4 protein-coding genes are annotated in these 2,219 nt (G+C 67.8%); all 4 read left to right on the plus strand.

Annotation, left to right across the window (positions count from 1 at the left end):
* Positions 1 to 249, plus strand: a 249-nt coding sequence (locus P1J78_RS24670; RefSeq protein ID WP_275570025.1) for a winged helix domain-containing protein, incomplete at its 5' end; no start/stop codon positions are given.
* The gene (locus P1J78_RS24675) at positions 249 to 380 is read left to right on the plus strand and encodes a hypothetical protein (RefSeq protein ID WP_275570026.1); all 132 of its coding nucleotides are present in this window, start codon (positions 249 to 251) and stop codon (positions 378 to 380) included. The genes P1J78_RS24670 and P1J78_RS24675, both read left to right, overlap by 1 nt.
* On the plus strand, positions 377 to 1,243 hold the full coding sequence (locus P1J78_RS24680; protein ID WP_275570027.1) for a DUF7146 domain-containing protein: 867 nt from the start codon (positions 377 to 379) through the stop codon (positions 1,241 to 1,243). Before P1J78_RS24675 ends, P1J78_RS24680 begins: the two co-directional genes overlap by 4 nt.
* Positions 1,240 to 2,219 (plus strand): DUF3987 domain-containing protein (locus P1J78_RS24685; RefSeq protein WP_275570028.1); only part of this gene is annotated, 980 nt, incomplete at its 3' end. The genes P1J78_RS24680 and P1J78_RS24685, both read left to right, overlap by 4 nt.

Here is a 2,219-nt window from a genome sequence, read left to right on the forward strand (position 1 = left end):
TTCAGCATCACTGTCGGCGGGCGTGAGCTCTGGGCTCTCACTCAGCTAGCGAATGCCGGCCAGAAGGGCTGCACGCCGATAGACAACCCCGCGCCTCGCTGGTCGCACTATGTATGGTGCCTCCGCGAAAAGGGCGTGGATATTGAGACCGTCACGGAAAAGCATGACGGACCCTTTGCCGGCACCCATGCGCGGTACGTGCTGCGCTCCCGCGTCCGCTTCCTCGGCCAGAACGAGGTGGCGGCGTGATGCAGGACAAGCACAACATCCCCGCAGCCGTCCGCGACCTTCAGGAGCGGCGCATCCGCCGGAAGACCGGTCTCCCGGAGCAATTGGCCCGCGAAGTCGCGGCCTTCGCCTTCGGAGGTGCCTGCAAATGATGGACGCACGCACCTTGACTTACCAACTCGGCGGTCACTGGAAAAACGGGAGGGGGCAGGCACCTTGCCCCCTCTGCCAGCCGGAGCGCCGCCACGACCAGCGCGCGCTCAGCGTCGGCGCGGCAAACGGGAAAATCCTGCTCTACTGCTTCAAGTCCGGTTGCAGCTTCGTGGAGATTGCGAACGCGGCCGGAGCCGACCTCGGCGCGGTGCAACTCGATTTCGAGGCCCATCGCGAGGCCGACCGGAAGCGGAAGGCCTACGCGGCGCACCAGCTCGAAAAGGCCCGGTCGCTCTGGGAGGCGGCGAAGCCCATCGAAGGCACCAAGGCGGAGACCTACCTGCGGCGGCGGGGCATCACGGCGGACCTGCCGGACAGCCTGCGCTTCGCGCCGGACATCTACCACCAGCCGTCCAGTTCATGGGCCTGCGCGAAGGTGGCAAACGTGGAACCGACCGGAGGTGTCCACCGGACCTACCTCGACAAGAAGGGTGCGCGGCTGTCCACGAACGCGAAGCTGATGCAGGGACCGTGCGCCGGCGGCGCGGTACGGCTCTCCGAGGGGCCTGACGCCCTGGTGGTCTGCGAGGGCATCGAGACCGGGCTTTCGCTCCTGTCGGGCCTACTGCCCTGCTCGGCGACCGTCTGGGCGGCTCTTTCCACCTCCGGCCTGAAGTCCCTTGTGCTGCCCGAACGCCCCGGTGAGTTGATCATCGCGACCGATGGCGACACCCCCGGACGGGAAGCGGGGGATGCCCTCGGCAGACGCGCCCACACGCTCGGGTGGACCGTCAATCTGATGGCAGCCCCGGACGGGCAGGACTGGAACGACGTTCTTCAGGAGCGGGAGGGCGCGGCATGAGCAACACCGAAGCAGCCATCCTCCCGTTCGACGCTGCCGCAGGCTGGCCTGACCCGGATATGACGGTGATCCGTCCCGACAGGCCGCCAGCGCCGGAGATGACCGACGAAGACTTCCAATCCGTCTTCGGACCGTGGTCGGACTGGATCAGGACCGCCAGCGAGGCCAAGGGGGCGCATCCGGACTACGTGGCTCTCTCCCTGCTGGTCACGGCCAGCGCGGCCATCGGGAACGCACGCTGGGCGGTCCCGTGGGATGGGTGGAAGGAGCCGCCCGTTCTCTGGGGCGCGCTGATCGGCAACCCGTCGGCCGGGAAGAGCCCTGCGTTGGATGCCGTACTCGACCCGGTGCGGGATATCGAGCGCGACCTGGCCGAAACCTACAAGACGGAGCGGGCCGAGTGGGATGCCAAAAGCGAGATGGCGGCCATGGTGCATAGCGCCTGGAAGTCGGAGGCCAAGGCGGCGATTACCGAGGGGGACACGCCGCCGGAGAAGCCCGCTGACGCTGACCCAGGGCCGGCCCCTGTCCGCGACCGCATTCGAATTGCCGATGCGACGACGGAGAAGGTGGCGGACCTGCTATCCTCGACCTGGCGCGGCCTGCTGCTCTGCCGGGACGAGCTGTCCGGCTGGATCGGCGGCATGGACCGCTACAACGGCGGCGGCGACCGTCCGTTCTGGCTCGAAGCCTACGGCGGCCGGGCGTATTGCATCGACCGGAAATCCAGTCCCGACCCGATCACGGTCGAGCACCTGACGATTGCGGTGATCGGCAGCACCCAGCCCGACAAGCTGGAATCGCTTCTGGTGAAGGCTGATGACGACGGGCTGCTGGCGCGGTTTCTGACCGTCTATCCCGAGCCACTGCCGCCGGTGCGCCCGACGGTGCTGCTGGACAGCGAGACGCCAACAGCGGCGTTGAAGCGGCTCCGCAGTCTGTTTCCGGCCGTGGACGAGACGGGCCACAAGCGCCC

The sequence above is a fragment of the Psychromarinibacter sediminicola genome (assembly GCF_029168335.1).
Lineage (GTDB): Bacteria > Pseudomonadota > Alphaproteobacteria > Rhodobacterales > Rhodobacteraceae > Psychromarinibacter > Psychromarinibacter sediminicola.